The sequence below is a fragment of the Parapedobacter pyrenivorans genome (genome assembly GCF_014636865.1).
In the GTDB taxonomy this organism is placed as follows: Bacteria; Bacteroidota; Bacteroidia; order Sphingobacteriales; family Sphingobacteriaceae; genus Parapedobacter; species Parapedobacter pyrenivorans.
Genome location: NZ_BMER01000001.1, coordinates 1,457,848 through 1,475,896, shown reverse-complemented (window position 1 = coordinate 1,475,896; position 18,049 = coordinate 1,457,848). Strand labels below are relative to the sequence as shown.

At 48.3% G+C, this 18,049-nt stretch carries 12 protein-coding genes and 1 pseudogene; 7 read left to right on the top strand and 6 right to left on the bottom strand.

Annotated features, from left to right (window positions below; translation table 11 throughout):
• Positions 1 to 60: 60 nt before the first annotated feature.
• The 3 genes and pseudogenes from IEV98_RS05885 to IEV98_RS24560 all read right to left on the bottom strand — a co-directional run bounded on the left by IEV98_RS05885 (position 61) and on the right by IEV98_RS24560 (position 1,786).
• Positions 61 to 1,140, bottom strand: a complete 1,080-nt coding sequence (locus tag IEV98_RS05885) for a HEPN domain-containing protein (RefSeq protein ID WP_188504949.1) — start codon at positions 1,138 to 1,140, stop codon at positions 61 to 63.
• Positions 1,141 to 1,212: 72 nt separating this feature from the next.
• Positions 1,213 to 1,482 (bottom strand): annotated as a pseudogene (locus IEV98_RS24565) (RNA ligase family protein); the annotation flags it as partial.
• 22 nt (positions 1,483 to 1,504) lie between these two features.
• Positions 1,505 to 1,786: an RNA ligase family protein gene (locus IEV98_RS24560; RefSeq protein WP_188504948.1), complete on the bottom strand. Its 282-nt coding sequence runs from the start codon at positions 1,784 to 1,786 to the stop codon at positions 1,505 to 1,507.
• 121 nt (positions 1,787 to 1,907) lie between these two features.
• Between IEV98_RS24560 and IEV98_RS05870 the strand changes: the two genes are divergently transcribed.
• Both IEV98_RS05870 and IEV98_RS05865 read left to right on the top strand, forming a co-directional pair.
• Positions 1,908 to 2,132 carry a helix-turn-helix domain-containing protein gene (locus IEV98_RS05870; RefSeq protein WP_188504947.1) on the top strand — a complete coding sequence of 75 codons (225 nt, stop codon included), beginning with the start codon at positions 1,908 to 1,910 and terminating at the stop codon, positions 2,130 to 2,132.
• Between the two features lie 22 nt (positions 2,133 to 2,154).
• Positions 2,155 to 2,976 carry an SGNH/GDSL hydrolase family protein gene (locus tag IEV98_RS05865; RefSeq protein ID WP_188504946.1) on the top strand — a complete coding sequence of 274 codons (822 nt, stop codon included), beginning with the start codon at positions 2,155 to 2,157 and terminating at the stop codon, positions 2,974 to 2,976.
• 29 nt (positions 2,977 to 3,005) lie between these two features.
• On the opposite strand, the gene IEV98_RS05860 is transcribed toward IEV98_RS05865, so the two are convergent.
• Together IEV98_RS05860 and IEV98_RS05855 are read right to left on the bottom strand one after the other, a co-directional pair.
• The gene (locus IEV98_RS05860) at positions 3,006 to 4,175 is read right to left on the bottom strand and encodes an FAD-dependent monooxygenase (protein ID WP_188504945.1); all 1,170 of its coding nucleotides are present in this window, start codon (positions 4,173 to 4,175) and stop codon (positions 3,006 to 3,008) included.
• Positions 4,176 to 4,187: 12 nt separating this feature from the next.
• The gene (locus IEV98_RS05855; protein WP_229738596.1) at positions 4,188 to 4,961 is read right to left on the bottom strand and encodes a DUF4197 domain-containing protein; all 774 of its coding nucleotides are present in this window, start codon (positions 4,959 to 4,961) and stop codon (positions 4,188 to 4,190) included.
• A gap of 279 nt (positions 4,962 to 5,240) precedes the next feature.
• Between IEV98_RS05855 and IEV98_RS05850 the strand changes: the two genes are divergently transcribed.
• From IEV98_RS05850 to IEV98_RS05840, 3 genes are all read left to right on the top strand, one after another.
• Positions 5,241 to 7,616: an ABC transporter permease gene (locus tag IEV98_RS05850; protein ID WP_188504944.1), complete on the top strand. Its 2,376-nt coding sequence runs from the start codon at positions 5,241 to 5,243 to the stop codon at positions 7,614 to 7,616.
• Between the two features lie 163 nt (positions 7,617 to 7,779).
• A complete protein-coding gene (locus tag IEV98_RS05845) occupies positions 7,780 to 10,200 on the top strand; it encodes an ABC transporter permease (RefSeq protein WP_188504943.1) in 2,421 nt (806 codons plus the stop codon).
• Between the two features lie 55 nt (positions 10,201 to 10,255).
• Complete coding sequence (locus tag IEV98_RS05840) at positions 10,256 to 12,661, top strand: ABC transporter permease (protein WP_188504942.1); 2,406 nt, start codon at positions 10,256 to 10,258, stop codon at positions 12,659 to 12,661.
• Position 12,662: 1 nt separating this feature from the next.
• On the opposite strand, the gene IEV98_RS05835 is transcribed toward IEV98_RS05840, so the two are convergent.
• Positions 12,663 to 13,538: a HEPN domain-containing protein gene (locus IEV98_RS05835; protein WP_188504941.1), complete on the bottom strand. Its 876-nt coding sequence runs from the start codon at positions 13,536 to 13,538 to the stop codon at positions 12,663 to 12,665.
• 185 nt (positions 13,539 to 13,723) lie between these two features.
• On the opposite strand from IEV98_RS05835, the gene IEV98_RS05830 reads away from it, so the two are divergent.
• The gene (locus IEV98_RS05830) at positions 13,724 to 14,437 is read left to right on the top strand and encodes a S24 family peptidase (protein WP_188504940.1); all 714 of its coding nucleotides are present in this window, start codon (positions 13,724 to 13,726) and stop codon (positions 14,435 to 14,437) included.
• 269 nt (positions 14,438 to 14,706) lie between these two features.
• Positions 14,707 to 17,970, top strand: a complete 3,264-nt coding sequence (locus IEV98_RS05825) for a S41 family peptidase (RefSeq protein ID WP_188504939.1) — start codon at positions 14,707 to 14,709, stop codon at positions 17,968 to 17,970.
• Positions 17,971 to 18,049: the final 79 nt, after the last annotated feature.

Below are 18,049 nucleotides of genomic sequence, written 5' to 3'. Positions count from 1 at the left end.
ACTTCACCTTGTTCCTTGAAGTTAATACTATACATTAGCGCATTGGTGCCGACGACAATCCTATTCATAATCATTGGCTTCTTCACGGTCAAATTTATGTCCATCGCTATTTCGCGAAACTTCCACCAATTCCTTCTTTAGTTGTTCCACACTTTTTCTCTTGGCTACCGTTCTTTCGCTGTTTTCGCTTTGCTCAAGATTACCAGAACCTCCAGATAACAACGCCACTCGGTTCTCAATTACAGCCTTCGTCACCTTCAGTGCGTTATCTACCTTTTCGAATACACTTTCCGCATCCCAGATTTCGTCGATATCGAAATGCAAGCCCGTTATCGAACTATGCGTGAAATCAAGCAAACCCGCGATATTTTCACTCAATGCAGCGCTTGCCTGCGGGAAACACCTAGCCACCTTCGGCTGAAGCCTTCCCAATCGGTGAGTTTTTGGGAATTCAAAACTGAAGATAGACAACAGGTTCTTATATAAGTATTCCAGGCAATGATGTAACATCAAAGCTGCTACATTGGGCGATTGGCTTTTCAACCGCTCGGCTTCCGACAAGAATACGCCCGACTGCGCGAATAGTCGGTCCAGTTTTTCCGGTAGCTCGGTTCTCACTTCGTCGAGCGTTTCAGCAGACACTGATTGAAGCCGATAAGGACTCCCCGAAAACACGAGGTTTTCTTGGCTGCAAAAGAGGCAATGATGAGGTTGTCCTTGGCTGATTGCTCGTTCGAATTTGGCTGTTGTTTCAAAATTGACAACCACATTTTTTTGCCGGAAACATGCCAGGTCGAGGATGCCTTTGGTCATTTTCTTTGAGGTGATTTGCGACCGATCCATCACAACGAGGATTTCGGCGTAGGCATTAACATCCAACTCGGGCAATGCAGGGTGATTGATTAAGAACAGCCGCTGCGGTTCGAACACGGCGGTCATCAATTCCAACACCGGTTTCAGCGCCGCGTGTTCAGACGCCACCTGCAAAAGCGAACCGATTTTCCGCATCCAGTTGTCAAACTCCCCGTGGTTCGGACCGGGATGGAGGTAGATGTGATTGGTGGTTTGGGAATCGTTGCGAGTAGAGAAATCGTTATTCCGGGCATCTCCATTGCCGCTAACGTGAATATTCTGATTCATAATTTAATGTTAAGTAAACTAATGCTGTTGCTTGTATTCTGGTCGAAAAAAGGACTTCAAACACTTGGGAAATTAATTAGCACCTTTCAGTAGAAATTTATTAGATATTACCTTGAACGAAACGGTACAATCAGCATTGCGAAACACCAATCCCTCTCGGGCAACCTGTTTATTAGGCGGACTTAGTTCGGCGTCACCGTCTGCCAGCCCCAAAATCTCGTCAATGGTGTCCGGCAACTGGAAGTTCCCAGCCAATAAAGGGACAGTTTCAAGTTCCAGCTTTTCCATCAGTCGGAAAAATTCGTCCATGGGTAGGTATCGGTGTTTGTCAATATCAAACGCATAAAAAACTGTACCGTCTGGCTTACGAGTTTATATGGATTCCCTTGACCCCTTCTCCAATGAGCTCACCTTGTAACGCAATATTTCGATTAAGCGAACTCAATTTGCGAGTAAGCTCAATCTCATGAGCGAACTTCCAAAGCGTGTTATCGGGTGATTCTAACAGCTCTAGGTTTCGAGAACAAACCCCAAAATGTCCGTTGTGCAAATAATAGGTAACGGACGATCCATCCAATTTCTCCAAGACATAATAGCGGTGCTGAATGAGCCGTTCTACGAGTTGTTGAGTTGCGGTTGTTTCCATAAAAAATCAATAATTAGATAGAAAATCTATACAAACGTATAGTTAATATTTCAATAAAACAAACAATCGTTCATATTTTCTATACAATAATTATATTTATCATCACAAAAGAGCAGATTAAATGACAGATCTAGGAGAAATTCTGGCTAAACGGTCGGTTAATAAGTCGATGGTAGCGCGGCGGACGGGCCTGAGCAAAGCACGGATGAACGAACTAACACTGACACCAACAGCCAAGCTGCGGGCCGATGAACTCTATCTCATCGCGAAAGCCATTGACTTGGATCCGTGTGCATTACTCAACCAACTGTACGGTCGATTAACGTTGGTTGGTGAAGGAAATTAATATGACACCGTTAACTCGATATATGAAACACTCCATGCTGTTCGTCATCATTGCCCTCCTTTGCTGCTCCTTCGGACAAAAGCAGCAGACTTGGCTCGCGCTCGGTGATTCCATTACATACCTCAACGAGCATCCTGACGAAACGGGCAATCGCATAACCAAAGGCTATATGACGTTGGTAACGGAGGAAAGACAGGACATGCGCTATATCAACCAGGGGCATAACGGTTGGACAGCGGTACGCATCGCAGAGCAAATCGATAACCTGGAATTGGAAAAGGCGGATTTTTACACGGTTTTCTTGGGCACGAATGATTGGTGGGCGGGATTGCTCCTCGGTTCACTGGCTGATTACCGGAACAAGACAGGCACCGCCACCACAAGCGGCTCTTTCCGTATCATAGCCGATAAACTCAAGCAGCTGAACCCCGATGCCGATATCATCCTGATCACACCCATGCAGCGGGCCGACTTTGTATACATCAACGATTTTAAGAACAACGCCTGGGGCTCCTATAAACCGAACCGAAATGGCCAAACGCTCGAACAATTCGCCGATACGATCCGAGCGATCGGCCGCGAAGCGGGATTCAAGGTCGTCGACCTTTATCATCACCCCAAGCTGAAGCTCGAAAAGCTGGTGAAATTCAAATGGCTGAAAGAACCAGCATCCGGTAAGTACCGCCAATACCGATACCCAACCTATACGGAAGTTGTCTTCAATCCCGAAACCGATGAATATCCCTATCCCGAAGCGGCCATCGACATGACATACGATGGGCTGCATCCCTCGGACAAGGGATACCGGGTGATTGCCCGCGAATTGCTGCACACCTTACCGTAAGCGGTTGCTGACGGATATCCTGCGATCCATCACTTCGACGCTGATATCGCCATAAAATCCACTTCTAATAGCTTTTTTAACGTTCCCTGCGCCCATGCTGCGGGCATGATCCGTAGTAACGAGTTGCGGATACCGATCACTAGCGGATGGGTATATTGGGCGGCGCGACCGATTCGCCAAGAGGTATCGGTGATGTATTTTGTCCGCTTTAACCGGCGCCTTTCGAAGTTTTTGAATGCCTGTTCAACGAGGCTGGTCCGCTTCATCTCGTCGGTCAACACGGCTACATCCTCAAGGGCCTGGCAAGCTCCTTGCCCCATATTGGGGGTAGTGGCATGTGCGGCGTCACCGATCAGTAAAATGTTGTCGTAAGCAAAACGTGATAGCGGCTTGATATCGATGATATCGTTCCAGATCAGATCCTCATCTTTTGTACTCGACAGGATTTCAGGAATCGGATGGTGGTAACCACCGAAGTTGCGCAATAGATCCTGCACCGAATAATTTCTATATACATTGCTGTTTGGCGACGCATTGACACAAGCGTACCAGTAAATGCGATCATCTACCAACGGCGTCATTCCAAACCTACCATCAGGGCCCCACGTTTCCGAACCGCGCTGTAATCCGATAGCACCATTGGTAATCGTGGCCCGCCAACAGGTATAACCTGAGTAACGGGGTTTGGAGCCGGGGACCAATTGCTGCCGAGCAATGGAATTAACGCCATCTGCAACGATCAAATACCGGCACCGGTACATTGTGCCATCTTCGAAATGCAAGGCGATCCCATCGCCAGCTCGTTCAAACCGCCGTAAGCGCTTACCGAGCTGTATGGATTCCGGAGGCAGCTTTTCTTGCAGATAGCGATGTAGGTCTGCGCGGTGCACCGTAAGGTTCTTTTGATTGTATCGCGCACTCAGGCTCTGGGCATCGGGCGCAATCAAGGCACGGCCCTTATGGTCCAAGACTTCATAGGTATCGGTATAGAAGCCGATTTCTTCGACCTCCTGCCGAAGGCCTAAATATTCAAACGCCTGCATAGCATTGGCAGCCAAACCGAAGCCAGCCCCGATACCCTTCAGCACCGGAGCCTGTTCGAAAACCAGAAAATCTTTTTTAAGACCGGCAAGGGCAATGGCTGTGGAAATCCCCGCAACCCCGCCTCCAACAATGGCATATTCGCTAGCTAACGTCATGTTTGCTAGCGGTTAATCGACTGCGCCAAACACCTTCTTCAACAGTGAGGTAGTACGGAATACCGAATTGTCCCGGATGGCGCTTTCTTTTTCTGCAACCATCTTGAATACCCCGCTAACGGTTTCCTGCGTCACATAACTGTTCAGATCCGTTTCGAGCGACTGGTTGGTTATCCCATTATACTGGCTGATGATCTGTTCCCAGATTTTGTCTGCACCGACTTTACCCAGAGAACCTTCCACTTTTGGTTTGAATGCCGTAAAAAGTTGTTCGGATGTTTTACCCTTCAGGTAATTGGTCGCCGCTACGCTATCACCCAGCAAAATGTTTTTCGCATCGTCAAATGTCATCGATGTGATCGCATTGGCAAAAATCGGCGCGCCTTCCTGTACTGCATCTTCAGCGGCCCGATTAAGCAATAGCAACCCCCGGTCGGCCAAGCTGCCCAATCCGATACCGCGTAGCGTGGCATCTACCTTCCTCAATTTCTCCGGGAGTAGGATTTTAACGAGCTCATTCTTAAAGAATCCGTCTTCGGCTCCGAGCTTTTGTATCCCCTCTTTTACACCGATATTCAACGCTTCTTTAAGCGCACCGGACATTTCTCCGGTGGATATGCCGGTCAGGTCCGAGTTGCTTTTCTTACTATCATCACTTGTCTTCTCTTCTTGTTGATTTTTTACAGCTTTCTTTACTTTATCAAATATACTTTGTGCCTGGACCGTGGATGAAGCCAAAAAAGAGCCAAATAACCCGATCAAAAATAGTCTTCCAAAAAACATCATGTTCAATTTATAAATACCCGGCAAATGTACACAACAAAATCAACATGCATTTTGCAGGGAGACGGTTTCGTACCATTTACCAAAGAAAGCCCGCGTCGTTTCCCGATGATTCAATACTGTTCGTATTTGGGCAACAGGTGTTCGAAATCGAACACCTATCCAAAACAATTTCATCATAAAAAACTAATAATGAGCAAATTAATGTTTTGGCGTAGTTGATGCTATTTTTTTGAACACGGACTGATCACGAAGTGATTTGTTGCCAGCACAAAATTAGAGATGATAAGGAATAATTTCAGTACGGCTTTACGAAGCATTACAAAAAACAAAGGCTTTTCCTTCTTGAATATAGTCGGTTTGGCATTGGGTATTTCTTGTGCCCTGCTTATCCTGCTTTGGGTTCAGGATGAGCTGCGCGTCGATCAATTCCACGCGAATGGCGACGAGCTCTATCAAGTCTATCAACGGAATTTTTACGATGGAAAGGTAGCAGGTGCTTACCAAACCCAGGGGCTTTTGGCCCAGGAACTTAAGAAAAATATTCCGGAGATCGAATATGCAAGCGGGATGGAATATGTAGCAGCCCCCGGCACGGCTAGTACCTTTTCCGTGGATGACAATGTCAACAAAATGATGGGATTTTTTGTCGGTGCCGATTTTCTAAACATGTTCAGCTACCCCGTGCTGCAGGGCGACAAACAATCGGCGTTGACTATGCCGAATGCGATTGCCATTTCACGAAAAATGGCCGATCTTTTTTTTGGCAGCACGGAAAACGCTATAGGCAAGACCATCCGGTTTGAGAATAAGGGAGACCTGCAGGTGACAGCAGTCTTTGAAAACCTTCCCGTCCATGCTTCCCAGCAGTTTGACTTCCTAAGGGGGTGGGGCGATTTTGTCAGCGAAAATGCCTGGGTACATAATTGGGGTAACACCTCTCCCTCAACATTCGTGCAGTTGCGTGCCGATGCCGACCGGCAACATGTAGCAGCTAAAATAAAAGATTTCATCTATCATTACACGGATAAGAATGAGGGCTTCCGAACGGAACTGGCTTTGCAACCCTATGGCGAACGGTACTTATACTCAAATTTTAAGGACGGATATATCACTGGCGGGCGTATCGAATACGTCCGGCTGTTTAGCTGGGTTGCCGCATTCGTACTACTCATCGCTTGTATCAACTTCATGAACCTGGCAACGGCCCGCTCGGTTAAACGGGCCAAAGAAATCGGGCTTCGCAAAACTATCGGGGCTTCCCGATTCTCTTTGATCACGCAGTTTTATATGGAAGCGTTCCTGCTCGCGGCGTGCGCACTCCTAGTCGGACTTATACTCGCTTTTGGCTTCCTACCGGTATTCAACCAGTTTACGGGAAAAGCTTTGGCACTGCCGCTCTCAGCATCCGGTTTCTGGCTTTCGGTATTCGCACTACTTATCACTGTCGGTATGGTAGCCGGAAGTTACCCTGCACTGTATTTATCTTCCATGCGGCCTATCCATGTACTGAAAAATAACCTCCGGTTGGGCGGTGTGGTTCTCCTCCGGAAGGGATTGGTAGTCTTCCAATTCACCCTTTCGGTCATGTTAATATTGGGCATGATGGTGATTTATCGCCAACTTGGCTTTATTCAAACGACGCATATTGGCTATGATCGGGAGAATCTGGTTTACATCCCTATTGAAGGTGATTTGGTAAAAAACTATCAAACATTTAAAACAGAAGCGGAAAATCATCCCGGAATCCTTTCGGTATCGAAGATGCGCAATTCGCCGACAGTAATTGAACACCATACAGGAAGCATCAATTGGCAGGGCAAAGATCCTAATCTCATGGTATCTTTTGCCGATGCCGTGGTGGGCTACGATTTCGCAGAGACCCTACAGCTCCAGCTAAAGGAGGGCCGCGATTTTTCGAAGGCTTTTGGAGCAGATTCGGCTGCCTACTTGCTGAACGAAACCGCCGTGGAACGGATGGGCTTCCAATCAGCCATCGGACAAACGGTGGATTGGGGGAACCGTCCGGGCAAAATCATCGGTATACTTCGGGATTTTCATTTCAACTCCTTCCATCAAGCTATCGAACCATTGATCATTCGGCTAGACGAAAACTGGACATGGGGCACTATCCTGGTGCGTACCAAAGCAGGCAGCACAAAAGACGCTATTGCGACGCTTGAACGGCTCTGCAAAGCATTAAATCCAAAAACTCCTTTCACCTTTCAGTTCTCGGATCTGGAGTTTTCTAAGTTGTATAAGAGTGAAGAGATTGTCGGTAAATTGTCCTATTACTTTGCTTTATTTGCCATATTGATTTCTTGCCTTGGCCTTTTCGGCTTGGCTGCATTCACCGCCGAACAACGCACCAAGGAGGTCGGTATCCGAAAGGTGTTGGGTGCGTCAGTGGGCAGTGTGGTATCGCTCCTTTCGCAAGATTTTGTAAAGCTTGTTTTGGTGGCCATTGTCATCGCCTGCCCAATTGCCTGGTGGACGATGAACAATTGGTTGGCCGGTTTCGCATATCGCATCGATATCGAATGGTGGATGTTTGCCGCGGCGGGGCTGGCGGCAGTAGCGATCGCTTTGCTAACAGTGAGTTTCCAAGCAATTAAGGCGGCAGTCGTGAACCCGGTAGATTCATTGCGGGATGAGTAAAGCTTTAGCCTGTTACGCTCCATCTGGATCCGAGGCGCTCCGCTGTTGTACCCTAGGTAGGGTCTGCAACAGGCTAAAACAGTGAAAGCGGGAAACGATAAAAACGAACGTTCTGACCGCTGTTATCTAATGACTAAATACTTTTGTACTAAGACCAATAAGCATGATAACGAACTACCTCAAAATCGCATGGCGAAATATCATCCGCCAAAGGCGGACATCGCTAATCAATTTGATGGGGCTTTCTTTGGGAATTGCGTCGGCGTTGATTTTATTTGTGATCGTGCAGCATGAGTGGAGCTATGATCGCTTCCATAAAAACTACAAACATATCTACCGGATTGTAACGGAGACGAAACACGAAAATTCGTCCGATTACAACGCGGGAGTCGCTAATCCGTTACCCCAAGCGCTACAGGTAGACATGCCTCAATTGAAGGCCATCGTACCATTGCTAGCAACCGGTGGCCAGGTAGATGTACCTAATAAAAACCAGGAAAACCCGATCGACAAATATTCCGAACAGGTCATTTTTACAACAGCCGATTTTTTCCAGCTCTTTGACGCAACGTGGCTTGCTGGAGATGCGACCTCGCTGACGGTGCCCAATAGTGCCGTCCTCGACAGGGAGACTGCCGACCGCTTCTTTGGCTCATGGCAGCAGGCCATAGGACAGCAACTCCAATTGGCCAATGCTATTACGCTCCAGGTTACCGCTGTTGTGGAAAACGCTCCGCAAAACAGCAACTTTCCTTATCACTTACTCGCCTCCTTCCCGACATTGGAGGCAAATTCGAGTCTGTTTGACTACGATGCCGATAATTGGAATGGCGTAAGCAGCAGCTTCCAGACTTATGTATTGTTTGATCCCAATGAGGACAGGGCCGCTATCGGCCAACAATTGGAAGGCTTAGCCAAAAAATATTTTGAAGGCAACGGAAGAAATAGGTTGCTACACTTGCAGCCACTGAGCGATATTCATTTTGACACACGCTACGGCAATGTGCTCGATAATCGAATGGTTAAGCGGTCTACCTTGACCACATTGGCGCTCATCGGCGTGTTCATCCTCATCATGGCAGCCATCAATTTCATCAACCTCAGTACCGCCCAAGCGCTAGGTAAAGGCAAGGAAATTGGTGTTCGGAAAGTATTAGGGGGTTCCAGGCGGGGCTTGATTGCACAATCGTTCAGTGAAACCTTCCTACTTGTCTTTCTATCGATGGTCGTTGCAATCGGGATCGTCTATATCGCGCTCCCTTATGTGCATCACTTTTCCAACATGCCTGATCGCCCTACTTTACTACAAGGGAATACCGTTGTATTTCTCGGTATAGCCCTCGTGGCGATGACCCTGCTGTCGGGTGGCTACCCGGCACTTGTCCTTTCCGGTTTTACACCCATTGCTGCGCTCAAGAATAAGACTAATACCGCCCAACTGGGGGGAGTTCCCGTGCGGAAGAGCTTGGTGGTTGTACAATTCGCCATCGCTCAATTGCTCATGATCGGCACACTGGTGGCCGTAAAACAAATGACCTATATCCGGAATGCCGATCTGGGTTTTGACAAAGCGGCTGTTTACGTAGTGCAAGTACCTAGCGACAACAGCGAGAACCAGCGGGTATCGATTTTCAAGCAGCAGTTATTACAGCTCCCACAGATTCAGTCGGTGAGCCTGGCGAGCGACGTTCCTTCATCGGACAACAAATGGCAGTCAAATTTCTATTTCGATGGAACGGAATCGGGCAATGATATCACGTTCCCCACCACTATGAAATTCGCTGACGCCGACTATTTTGACAACTATGCGCTGACCTTTGTTGCAGGCAATGCCTATGCGGAAAGCGATACCGCCAAAGCGGCCGTGGTCAACGAGACCATGGTGCGTAAATTGGGTTTACCAAGTGCCGAAGATGCGATAGGTAAGCGAATCCGCATTGGATTTATGGATAGTTGGATGACCGTTGCCGGGGTTGTGAAAGACTTTATACCCAACTCGCTGCGAGAAGAAGTCAGCCCGATGATCATTACTACCTTGAAGCGCAACTATTACGTAGCCGGTATCAAACTGGAGAAAGGCGCCGGGAAAAGCACATTGGTTGAAATCCAGCAACGGTTTGAACAGCTTTACCCGGAGCATTATTACCAGGCTAGCTTCTTGGATGATAATATCGCCAAATTTTACGAACAGGAAGAAAAAATGGCGCTGGTGTACCAATTGTTTGCGGCATTATCGCTCGTAATATCCAGCATCGGACTATATGGGATGGTGTCCTTTATGCTGGGCCAAAAAGTAAAGGAAATCGGAATCCGGAAGGTGCTTGGCGCAAGTGTCGCAGGTATCGTCTATCAATTTTCCAAAGAGTTCGTTTATTTGGTAGTTATTGCATTCTGCGTGGCGGCACCGATTGCCTATTATTTCATGCATGACTGGTTGGCTAATTTTACTTATCGCATTAATTTAAGCACTGGGCTGTTTGCGGTTGCGATGCTGGTGGCCCTGACAATTGCGATGCTAACCATTGGCATCAAAGCTTTCAAAGCCGCAGTAGCTAATCCAGTTGATTCATTGAGGGACGAATGACGTAGTACAAAGATATTATCTAACGATCAAGTGTAATGTACTAATTACTAAAGAGATGATAAAGAACTACTTCAAAACTGCACTCCGTAACCTGCTACGGCAGCGGGTGTTTGCCGTCATCAACGTCGCGGGGCTAGCCTTGGGAATCGCCACATGCATACTGATCGGTTTATTTATATTCGATGAATGGAGCTACGACCGATTCCACGAAAAGTCGGACCGCATTGTGCGTGTGGTATTTGGCGGCGCCGTACCCGGTGGTGAGATCAAAGAAGCCAATGTAATGCCTCCTACGGCGCAGGCAATCCAAGCGGAATTTCCAGCTGTTGAAGCCGCCACCCGTCTGGTATCGGCCGGCAGACCTTTCTTTCAGGTGGCCGATCAGTTCTTCAATGAGGAAGAAATGGCATTCGTGGATTCAAATTTTTTCCAGGTATTCAGCTTTCCCCTAATCCAGGGCAATTCAAAGACTGCGCTCATCGAACCCAACACAGTCATCCTTACGGAAACAGTTGCCAGAAAATATTTCGGGAGTATAGATGTCATCGGCAGGCAAATAGCGGTGAAGGACAATAACCAACCCCTAAAAGTGACGGGTGTGGCAGCGGATTTACCCCATAACTCACACCTCCGTTTCGATATTTTCACTTCTATGTCTAGCTACCCGAATGCTAAATCCCATTCGTGGCTGGAATCGGGCTTTTATACCTACGCGGTACTTCATCCCGGCTCAGATTACAACACGATGGAAGTCAAGCTCCCCGCGTTGTTTGAAAAATATGCCGGCCCCCAGTTCCCCGCTGCTTTCGGGATGACCTATACGGAACACCGAAAGGCGGGTAACGACATCGGCTTACACCTCCAGCGCCTTACGGACATTCACCTGCATTCGGATTTTACCAATGACCTGAGTACGCCAGGAGACATCCGCTATGTGTACATTTTCGGTGCTATTGCCTTGTTCATGCTCCTCGTTGCCAGTATCAATTTCATGAACCTGGCTACCGCCAGTGCTTCCAGACGGGCCAAGGAGGTAGGCGTACGGAAAGTACTCGGGTCGGGGCGGAAAGCGCTGACCATCCAGTTTCTACTCGAGTCGCTACTATTGACGTTTATCGCGTTGCTATTCGCCATTGGACTTACCTACTTGGCGTTACCGCTGTTTAACCATCTATCGGGCAAGGCATTAACACTCGACTTGGTAGCACATTGGTGGATCATACCCTTGCTGTTGTTCGTTGGGTTTGCCGTAGGTCTTGTGGCTGGAAGTTATCCGGCATTCTTCTTGTCAGCCTTTAGGCCGGTAGCGGTATTGAAGGGGAAGCTCATTCCTGACAATAACGGCTTGGGATTGCGCAGCGGTTTGGTCGTTTTCCAGTTTCTGGTTTCGATTGGTCTGATCATCTGTACCACCGTCGTGTACAAACAACTCCATTACATCCAGCATAAAAAACTGGGTTATGATAAGGAACAAGTGCTGGTACTGCGGACCTGGCCCTTGGAAAAAAACGAAGAAATATTCCGGCAGCAATTGCTACAGGATTCACGTGTACTCCACGTGAGTAACTCGCCCTATGTTCCGGCGGGCGCTACCTATAGTAACAACTTCTTCGTCCATCCCGTAGATGCTCCCGCGCAATGGACCAAGACCCTCCGATATGATGTGGATGAACACTATATCCCAACCCTGGGAATCGAATTGTCAGCTGGCCGAAATTTTTCAGCCGATTACGGCATGGATTCATTGAGCGCTATTATCAACGAAACGGCTGCTGCAACATTTGGATGGACCGGCGACGCGCTCGGAAAAACGCTAGTCAATGGCGAAAACAAACACTTACGTATTGTGGGAGTCGTAAAAGATTTCCATTTCAAATCCTTGCACGAACGGATATCACCTTTGGTGATGGTGTTGAACAAGAATTTCGGCAATCTTCTAGTAAAAGCCAAGCCCGGTGATGTTACCAGTTTACTGGAAACCATGAAAAAACAGTATGATGGGCTCAGCCCCGATTTGCCTTTTTCGTACTCTTTTCTGGATGATCGGATCAATAACACCTACCTGGCAGAACGTAAAACCGGCATCATACTGGGCTTGTTTGCAGGGCTCACCGTCTTCGTGGCTTGCCTTGGATTATTCGGACTAGCGACATTCACAGCCTACCAACGGACGAAAGAAATCGGTATCCGTAAAGTACTAGGAGCAACGGTAGCTAGCATTATCCGTCTTTTGGTTACGGATTTTGTGAAACTCGTCGGACTTGCCATGCTCATCGCATCTCCAATTGCTTGGTGGGCGATGAACAGATGGCTGGAAGATTTCGCCTACCGCATTGAAATCCAATGGTGGTTTTTTGGGCTGGCAGGGCTGGCGGCAATGATGATTGCGTTGCTCACAGTGGGCGGGCAAGCCATCCGGGCAGCTGTGGCTAACCCCGTGGAGTCGTTGCGAGATGAGTAAATTAGGCTTGTGGCGAAGGATTCTTTACGAGCAGCTCCATTGCTGCAATCCGACGATTGCTCAGCTCACCGGCTATTCGTAAAAGTGTCGAGGCACGGTAGTAAAGCGTCCACGCCTCTTCCTCCTTGACGGTAAACCCCGCAGCATAACGGCAATCATTATAGCTGTTTTTGAGTAAATTGAAGAGCGTCTTATCCCGCGGATTATCACGAGGGAAGACGCCGGCAATCTCTGGTGCAATGGTACTGCAAAGTTTGAGCATCCATGCAAGGTTGTGGGTATTGGGCCTCATGTGCAACATGACTTTAAGTATCGCCTTGCACGCTTGCTCCACAGTTTGATGCATCATAAATACAGCCAAGCCAAAATTGCATTCCACCAAGCAATATGCAGCACAATCCATAAATTGGCAACTGTTGTTGAACCAACGGCGCCAGCCTTCCCGTGTTTCTTGCAACAAGGTTTCGTGGCATATAAACCCCTGAACGACTGGCAACGCATTCGTTTGGCTATACAACAAAGCGCCACGCTTGAAAATATGACAAACAAACACATCTCCTGTAGCCAGGCGTTGCATTGCATCGTTATGTGATAGCACCACCGTGGTGTATTGATGCGTATCGGTACTAAGGTTATTGGCCAAATGTTGGATGTCATACAAGCAGCGCTGTTCGCTCTCATTGTACACCAATAAGATATCGGCCTTGAACCATTGTTTCGTTGTTTTCTGTGCAAAACAATGCGCGCAGCTCGATTCGTGCTGTTGAAGGGCAAAACAAAAGATAAATGCCGTACCGATCCGGTCGGTGAGCTCCAGGGCCAGCCGGCGTAATGCGGCTTGCTGCACCGAATTGAGGTTATCAAAGTCTATATCCATGGTTAACGGTTTTGTGGACTATGGGTAATTAATGCACAACTTGTTGAATTTCTTCATCAAAGCAGGAGCAGCTGCACTGTTTTTTCTATTTTGCATACGTTAACAGCAGCTAAGTTTGTATATTGCTATTTCATACTACAAAGATAATATCTTTAGATACTATTTCAATATCAAAACAGATGGAAATGCAAAATTCTTTAGAAGGCATTGATTTACAGTCGGAAAAAATCGGGAGCCGCCTTAAGGAGATCCGAAATTCCTTGGGCATGACCGTGGAAGAGTTTTATAGCCCCTTGATGAAAGCATTCAATAATGGGTCATCCATTGAAAACAATAAACGGAAACTAGGCAAACGCCTTGCAAAAGACATTATTGAATATTACAATATTAATCCAGCCTACCTGAACACCGGTGAAGGGGAGAAGCTATTTATGGTACGACCCTACCTCAAACAGACCTTTCATTCGATTCCCAAGTCAGGTGGAGAAAGCGTACCCTTCTACGATGTCAAACTCACCGACCTGCAACGTATATCATCGGATATTTTCGACGATAGCACACCGGAATACTACGTAAACTTTCGCCCCTTTAACGACTGCTCGGCTTATCTGCCCATGTACGGCGACAGCATGTATCCTCGCGTCGCCAACGGTGAGATCATCGCTGTCAAGGAAATTACAAACACCGATATCATCCTATGGGGCGAGGCTTATTTGGTCGTGACCGATGAACGCGCCAACGGCATGGTGACGGTGAGGTTGCTCTACCAACACAAAGACACCTCCAAAATCGTACTCCGGGCCGCCAATCCCGATTATGAGGGTGACACCGTGATCACAAAAGCTTCTATTGTCAAACTGTATATTATTAAGGGCAAAATCACCCAAAACCAATTGTAATATTGTAGCAGGCATCCTTTGTTTGCAGAAACCTGCAAAAATTTTCAAAAAAATGCAAAAGATATCCGCCAAGCAAAAAACTTGGCATCCTTTTCGCTATTACCAGCATAGGTTTAGGTTGATAGCCCCTAACCCCATTGGGGCGGCCGTTCCGGTGTAAGCCGGAACGGTTTTTTATTTTAACCGCAATTGCAACACGCTTCTTGCTGATGATTTCCTTAACTTAGGCGGATGGAGCCCCAATTAATTTAGAACATTATTTGCATCTCATGAAGAAAACCATGCTACTCATTGCACTGCTGTGCAGTATTTCGGTCACCCGTGCACAAGAAGAAACCCGCCTGTTACGCTTCCCAGCGGTGCATGGCGATCAAGTTGCTTTCACCTACGCCGGCGACCTCTATGTGGTATCGACAAATGGAGGCGTAGCCCGCCGGATCACCAGCCACCCGGGCTATGAGTTATTTGCCAGATTCAGCCCGAATGGCCAACACATCGCATTTACCGGGCAATATGATGGAAATACGGAAGTATTTGTCATCCCCGCCAAAGGAGGTGAGCCCAAACGAATCACCTATACGGCTACACTCAGCCGGGACGACGTGGCCGACCGGATGGGGCCCAACAACATTGTAATGGGATGGACATCCGACAATCAGCATGTCATTTACCGTAGCCGTGGAACGTCGTTCAATGCATTCAAAGGCAAACTGTATTTAGCCCCCCTTGATGGAGATCTCAGTAAGGAACTCCCATTCGATGTGGCCTCCTGGGCTTCGTACAGCCCAGATGGATCAAAACTGGCGATGAATCGTGTATTCCGTGAATTCAGGACCTGGAAGTACTATCGAGGGGGCATGGCCGACGACATCTGGCTGGTAGACCCCAAATCCGGTGCTTCAGAAAACATCACCAATAATCCCGCGCAGGATGTGTTTCCCATGTACTATCAGGATAAAATCTATTTTGTGAGCGACCGCGACCGGAGGGCCAATCTTTTCGTTTATGACACCCAAACCAAACAAACGCAAAAAATAACGGATTTCACGGAATTTGATGTAAAATTCCCTTCGGTGGGTGGCGATGCCATCGTCTTCGAAAACGGCGGTTATATCTATCACCACGATCTGCGCGATGGACAGACACGCCAATTGCACATCATCATCGCGGAGGACTTCGCCTCGGGTCGTTCCAAACAGGTGGATGCGTCCAAATTTATATACAGTGCTGACCTATCGCCAGATGGCAAACGTGTGACCTTCGGGGCGAGGGGCGATGTCTTTACCGTACCTGCCAAGACCGGGGTAACCCGAAACCTCACGCAAAGCAGCGGCGCGCACGACCGCAATGTGGGATGGAGCCCCGACGGCCGATGGGTAAGCTTCATTTCCGACCGTACGGGCGAAGATGAACTTTATATCCAACAACAGGATGGAGCCGCGCCTGCCAAGCAACTTACCAAGGGCGGCCGGGTATACAAATTCAACCCCATTTGGAGCCCCGACAGCAAATACCTACTCTATGGTGATCGCGGCCAAGATTTGCACATCGTGGATATCCAATCGGGTACCGCCACCGTTGTTGCACATTCCGACGAGGGTACGGTCGGTTCCTACACCTTCGGGCCCGATAGTAAATGGATCGCCTACACCACGCCCGGAAAGGCACGGGAGTTTACCGTGATCAGACTCTACAACATCGTCACCAGAAAAACGATCACCGTTACCGACACCTGGTACAACAGTGGCCAACCCGAATTCAGCACGGATGGAAAATTGCTCTATTTCGTCTCGCAGCGTGACTTTAACCCAACCTATAGCAGTACCGAATGGAACCATGCATATAACGATATGAGCCGGCCCTATTTTGTACGGCTAAGTGCGGACGCTAAGTCCCCTTTTGCGGAAGAAAGTGACGAAGTGGTCGTGAAACGTGACTCAACCGATGATTCGAAAAAAGAAGACAAAGGCGAGAAACGCGAAGAGTCTGCGAAAAAAGAGGTGACGGTTGTCGTGGATGAGGACGGATTGGCAGACCGCATCGAAAGCTTGCCGGTAACACCTGGATCATATTCCGGCCTTGTGGCCACCGATGAGGGCGTATACTATTCAAGCAGCAGCCGAGGAGATAGGAAGTTCCGGTTTTTTAGCCTCACCGATAAAAAAGAAACCGAAATCGGCAACTTCGGAAGCTACAGCGTGACCCCAGATCGCAAAAAAATCCTCTTCCGCACCAGCGATGGGTTTTTTATCGAAAATCTAGGAAAAACCAAGATTACGCCTTCTAGTAAGCTTGATTTGGCCGGTTTGAAATTAACCATCGACCTGAAAGCGGAATGGAAGCAAGTGTACGACGAGAGCTGGCGCCAGATGCGCGACTATTTTTACGACCCCAACATGCACGGCGTAAATTGGAAAGCAATGCACGACAAGTATGCGCCATTATTACCTTATGTAAACCACCGCGACGACCTCACTTATCTGATTGGAGAATTGATTGCTGAACTCAATATTGGCCATGCCTACGTGAACAGCGGCGATCGCCCCGACGTGCAACGCATCCCTATGGGATTATTGGGTGCGACGTTTAGCCGCGACAAAAGCGGATACTACCGCATCGATAGCATCCTCTCCGGGCAAAGTTGGAATAAGACGCTGGTGTCCCCGCTGCGCGCACCAGGTGTAAACGCCAAAGCGGGTGACTACATCATTTCTATCAACGGCACGTCCATGAAAGATGTAGACAACCTCTATCAGGCACTTATCGCGAAGGCTGGCCAATTGGTGGAAATTGAAATCAACGGAACAGCTACAGACAACGGCATCCGCAAGGTGTTAGTAAAGCCAATAAGTGATGAATCCGCACTTTACTATCACGAATGGGTCCAGCAAAATATTGCCAAAGTGACCGCCGCCAGCAATGGCCGCATCGGCTACGTACATATTCCGGACATGGGCCCTGAGGGGCTTAATCAATTTGCCCGTTACTTCTACCCCCAACTCGATAAGGAAGCGCTCATTATCGACGACCGTGGAAACGGGGGCGGCAACGTATCACCGATGATTATCGAACGCCTGCTCCGTAGGCCCGGCCTAGGCACCATGCGGCGCAACAGTAAGACCTCTTCGATCAAACCGGATGCACATATCGGCCCTAAAGTGTGCCTTATCGACCAATATTCGGCGTCAGACGGCGACCTGTTCCCCTGGCAATTCAGATACTACGGCATCGGACCGCTCATCGGCCAGCGCTCATGGGGTGGCGTAGTAGGCATTAGCGGCTCCCTGCCTTTTATCGATGGTGGCGATATGCGTAAACCAGAGTTCGCTCACTTTTCAGCTGATGGCTCTTCATTTATCATCGAGGGTGAAGGTGTTCATCCAGACATCGAGGTGATTAACGATCCCTATGCAGCGTACCAGGGTATCGATGCGCAATTGACGCGCGGCATCAGCGTACTGCTCGAAAAGCTAAAAGAAGATGGCACGACCGGCGTACCGAAAATACCGGCCTTCCCCGATAAATCGAAATAAGGGAGAGACAGCCATGCAATACATAAGGGGTGTCTAGAAAGCTAGACACCCCTTTTTTAGCTAAGTTTGGCAGGCCTGA

Bases quoted from the DNA above. Each gene is read 5' to 3' on its own strand.
- IEV98_RS05840 (WP_188504942.1), top strand. From the start codon at position 10,256: ATGATAAAGAACTACTTCAAAACTGCACTCCGTAACCTGCTACGGCAG.
- IEV98_RS05825 (WP_188504939.1), top strand. From the start codon at position 14,707: ATGAAGAAAACCATGCTACTCATTGCACTGCTGTGCAGTATTTCGGTC.
- IEV98_RS05855 (WP_229738596.1), bottom strand. From the start codon at position 4,961: ATGATGTTTTTTGGAAGACTATTTTTGATCGGGTTATTTGGCTCTTTT.
- IEV98_RS05885 (WP_188504949.1), bottom strand. From the start codon at position 1,140: ATGAATCAGAATATTCACGTTAGCGGCAATGGAGATGCCCGGAATAAC.
- IEV98_RS24560 (WP_188504948.1), bottom strand. From the start codon at position 1,786: ATGGAAACAACCGCAACTCAACAACTCGTAGAACGGCTCATTCAGCAC.
- IEV98_RS05865 (WP_188504946.1), top strand. From the start codon at position 2,155: ATGAAACACTCCATGCTGTTCGTCATCATTGCCCTCCTTTGCTGCTCC.
- IEV98_RS05830 (WP_188504940.1), top strand. From the start codon at position 13,724: ATGCAAAATTCTTTAGAAGGCATTGATTTACAGTCGGAAAAAATCGGG.
- IEV98_RS05850 (WP_188504944.1), top strand. From the start codon at position 5,241: ATGATAAGGAATAATTTCAGTACGGCTTTACGAAGCATTACAAAAAAC.
- IEV98_RS05860 (WP_188504945.1), bottom strand. From the start codon at position 4,175: ATGACGTTAGCTAGCGAATATGCCATTGTTGGAGGCGGGGTTGCGGGG.
- IEV98_RS05845 (WP_188504943.1), top strand. From the start codon at position 7,780: ATGATAACGAACTACCTCAAAATCGCATGGCGAAATATCATCCGCCAA.
- IEV98_RS05870 (WP_188504947.1), top strand. From the start codon at position 1,908: ATGACAGATCTAGGAGAAATTCTGGCTAAACGGTCGGTTAATAAGTCG.
- IEV98_RS05835 (WP_188504941.1), bottom strand. From the start codon at position 13,538: ATGGATATAGACTTTGATAACCTCAATTCGGTGCAGCAAGCCGCATTA.